This is a genomic window from Micromonospora yasonensis (assembly GCF_026013475.1).
Classification (GTDB): domain Bacteria; phylum Actinomycetota; class Actinomycetes; order Mycobacteriales; family Micromonosporaceae; genus Micromonospora; species Micromonospora yasonensis.
Genome location: NZ_JAPDPH010000496.1, coordinates 1 through 361, shown reverse-complemented (window position 1 = coordinate 361; position 361 = coordinate 1). Strand labels below are relative to the sequence as shown.

Genomic DNA, 361 nt, shown 5'->3' with positions numbered 1-361 from the left:
CGCCACCAGCCTCTACACGGATCTGGCTCTCGACGCGCTGAAGATGGCGATCTGGCGCCGCGAGAGTCAGGGTGCTGACCTGCGCAGACTGGTCCATCACTCGGACAGGGGAGTCCAATATCGAGCGATTCGCTACAGCCAGCGGCTCGCCGAGGCCGGCGCTGTCGCCTCGGTCGGGTCCAAGGGCGACTCGTACGACAACGCGATGGCCGAGGCGTTCAACTCTCTGTACAAGGCCGAGCTCGTCCGCAACCGAGGTCCGTGGCGCGGGCTCGACGACCTGGAGATGGCCACCGTCGAGTACATCGACTGGTACAACAACCGCCGCTTGCACGGCGAGCTCGGGCACATCCCGCCCGCT

Annotated in this window: 1 protein-coding gene; it reads left to right on the top strand. The window is 66.2% G+C overall.

Annotation, left to right across the window (positions count from 1 at the left end; translation table 11 throughout):
- The coding region (locus ONA70_RS36525) for an integrase core domain-containing protein (protein WP_265011028.1) at nucleotides 1–361 on the top strand (361 nt) is incomplete at both ends.